Annotated in this window: 3 protein-coding genes and 3 tRNA genes; 5 read left to right on the top strand and 1 reads right to left on the bottom strand. The window is 50.9% G+C overall.

The genetic code is table 11. The features are described 5' to 3' along the window. Window positions 1-189, top strand: a 189-nt coding sequence (locus tag G392_RS14115) for a hypothetical protein (RefSeq protein ID WP_211224367.1), incomplete at its 5' end; no start/stop codon positions are given. A gap of 279 nt (window positions 190-468) precedes the next feature. Here the strand turns inward: G392_RS14115 and G392_RS0109575 are convergent. After that, on the bottom strand, window positions 469-1,089 hold the full coding sequence (locus G392_RS0109575; RefSeq protein ID WP_027010046.1) for an opacity family porin: 621 nt from the start codon (window positions 1,087-1,089) through the stop codon (window positions 469-471). Between the two features lie 327 nt (window positions 1,090-1,416). Here G392_RS0109575 and G392_RS0109570 point away from each other — a divergent pair, with 327 nt between their 5' ends. The 4 genes from G392_RS0109570 to G392_RS0109555 all read left to right on the top strand — a co-directional run bounded on the left by G392_RS0109570 (window position 1,417) and on the right by G392_RS0109555 (window position 2,040). Next, the gene (locus G392_RS0109570) at window positions 1,417-1,668 is read left to right on the top strand and encodes a YfhL family 4Fe-4S dicluster ferredoxin (RefSeq protein ID WP_027010045.1); all 252 of its coding nucleotides are present in this window, start codon (window positions 1,417-1,419) and stop codon (window positions 1,666-1,668) included. Window positions 1,669-1,770: 102 nt separating this feature from the next. Beyond that, a tRNA-Tyr gene (locus G392_RS0109565) sits at window positions 1,771-1,854 on the top strand. A 27-nt stretch (window positions 1,855-1,881) separates the two neighbouring features. Continuing rightward, window positions 1,882-1,955: transfer RNA gene (locus G392_RS0109560), tRNA-Gly, on the top strand. Between the two features lie 10 nt (window positions 1,956-1,965). Next, window positions 1,966-2,040: transfer RNA gene (locus tag G392_RS0109555), tRNA-Thr, on the top strand. Window positions 2,041-2,163: the final 123 nt, after the last annotated feature.

The following is a 2,163-nucleotide window of genomic DNA, read 5'->3' as shown; positions in this document are numbered from 1 at the left end:
GAACGGCTGCGTGGTTTTGAACGGCTGCGTGGTTTTGAACGGCTGCGTGGTTTTGATATTTTGATTGTCAAATATTACGCATTGTCTTTACATCGTCAAACTGATTGGAGTTTCCATGATGAAAAAATATGTGGTAATGTTTGGTCTGTCTCTGTTCTTGGCTGCTTGCGCTTCCACAGGCAGCAATAGTGGCACGCAGAGTGCGCGTGAAAACATTGATGCCGCCCGTGATGGCGTGCAGGCAGCGCGTGAAGGCACTTATTTGCTTCGTGAAATCAAGAGTCTGTTTAACGGATATTGATTAAATCGCATACAGGCTGATGCGCCGGATTTTCGCGGCATACATGAAAACAACGACATCATAATGATGTCGTTGTTTGCTTTCGGGGCTATCGGGTCGTATCGTTGTTTGCCGATGCGGCAGCATTTTCAGCTAAAGCCCGCTACGCACAGCAACGAATGATGCGTTCAGCGGAAGGTATAACGCACGCCCGCCGTTACTTCGTGGGCTTTGACTTCCGAACCCATGTGGTTGTAGCGGTAGCCCGCATCGGCAGCGATGTTGGGCGCAATGTCGTAGCTTGCCCCCACCATTACGCCCATGCCCACTTTGGTTTTGCTTTCGGAAGTGGTGTGCCGGTTGCCGTCCATCTGCGTGCGTGCCTGCAAGCGGGTTTTGTTCAAGCCCACTCGTGCGCCCGCATACGGTTTGACGGGTGCGCCGCCAATCGGAAAATCATAAATCGCCGACACGCCCAAGCTGCGTGCCTGCGATTTGACGTGCAGGCTGTTGCCGCCGTTTTTGGCAGAATCTTCCGTGTTTTTGTAATGGGTGTAGTCGCCCGCCACGCGCAAGTTGTTGCCAAAATCGTAGCCCGCACTCAAGCGCGGCATGAAGCCCGATTTGCGGTAGGAGTTTTTCAGGCTTTTGAAAGTGTCTTTTGCCTTGAACTTGCCGGTATTGGTGTTCAGGTTCGCCAAACCGATGTCGCCCTGAACGTAAAAGCCGGGCGTGCCTTCGGCAGAAGCGGCGGCGGTCATCAGCAGACCGGAAGCGGCAAGTGCCGCCACATGCAGATAATGTTTCATAATGATTCCATCTGTATCGTATCAAACTATCGGATAAAGAAAACCGGCACCGTTCCGCCCAAGCTGCTGCAGAAAGCTGCCTTGCGGCAATATACCAAAAAACCGCCGCTTGGTGTGCAACTTCTGCCGCTTCTAGCACGCCGTTGGTGCATATGTGCGGCAAAACGCACAACACGCCGGTGCTTCCGGCGCATGCCCGCCGTATCCGCCAATCGGTCATGCCGTTTGGAAAATATAATGATACTCAATAACTTAAGCATCTGATTTTCGGCAGGATACATCGGCAAAACGTGTTATAATCGATATTTTGTTCAGAATCAAACCAACATGTCCTTGTTTATTACCGATGAGTGCATCAACTGCGATGTCTGCGAACCCGAATGCCCCAACGATGCCATTTATCAGGGCGAAGAAATCTACGAAATCCACCCGCACCTGTGCACGCAGTGTGTCGGACACTATGACGAACCGCAATGCCAGCAGGTTTGCCCCGTAGACTGCATTTTGATTGACGAAGACAACCCCGAAACCCCCGAGCAGCTTCAGGCGAAATACGAAAAAATCATTGCCGAAAAATAAAATCATTTAGAAAATAAACATGTCGGCAAAAAGCACACACGCACGCCGCGATTTTGTTTGACAAGGCAGCCCGAAGCGCGTTATAGTTTCGTTTCTCTTTGCGGTGGGATTCCCGAGCGGTCAAAGGGAGCAGACTGTAAATCTGCCGCGTAAGCTTCGAAGGTTCGAATCCTTCTCCCACCACCAGATTTCCAAAGTTGGAGCTAGAGATAAGCGGGTGTAGCTCAATGGTAGAGCAGAAGCCTTCCAAGCTTACGGTGAGGGTTCGATTCCCTTCACCCGCTCCAAAAGTTTAAAGCCCATGTAGCTCAGGGGTAGAGCACTCCCTTGGTAAGGGAGAGGTCGGCAGTTCAATTCTGCCCATGGGCACCACTTCTCATACTCCCGATTTTTTGTTTTTAAAGGATATTTTGCCATGGCAAAGGAAAAGTTTGAACGTAGCAAACCGCACGTAAACGTTGGCACCATCGGTCACGTTGACCATGGTAAAACCAC

Source organism: Conchiformibius kuhniae DSM 17694 (assembly GCF_000428785.1).
GTDB lineage: Bacteria > Pseudomonadota > Gammaproteobacteria > Burkholderiales > Neisseriaceae > Conchiformibius > Conchiformibius kuhniae.
Note: the sequence above shows the minus strand (reverse complement) of the source record. Positions and strands in the feature narration are given on the sequence as shown.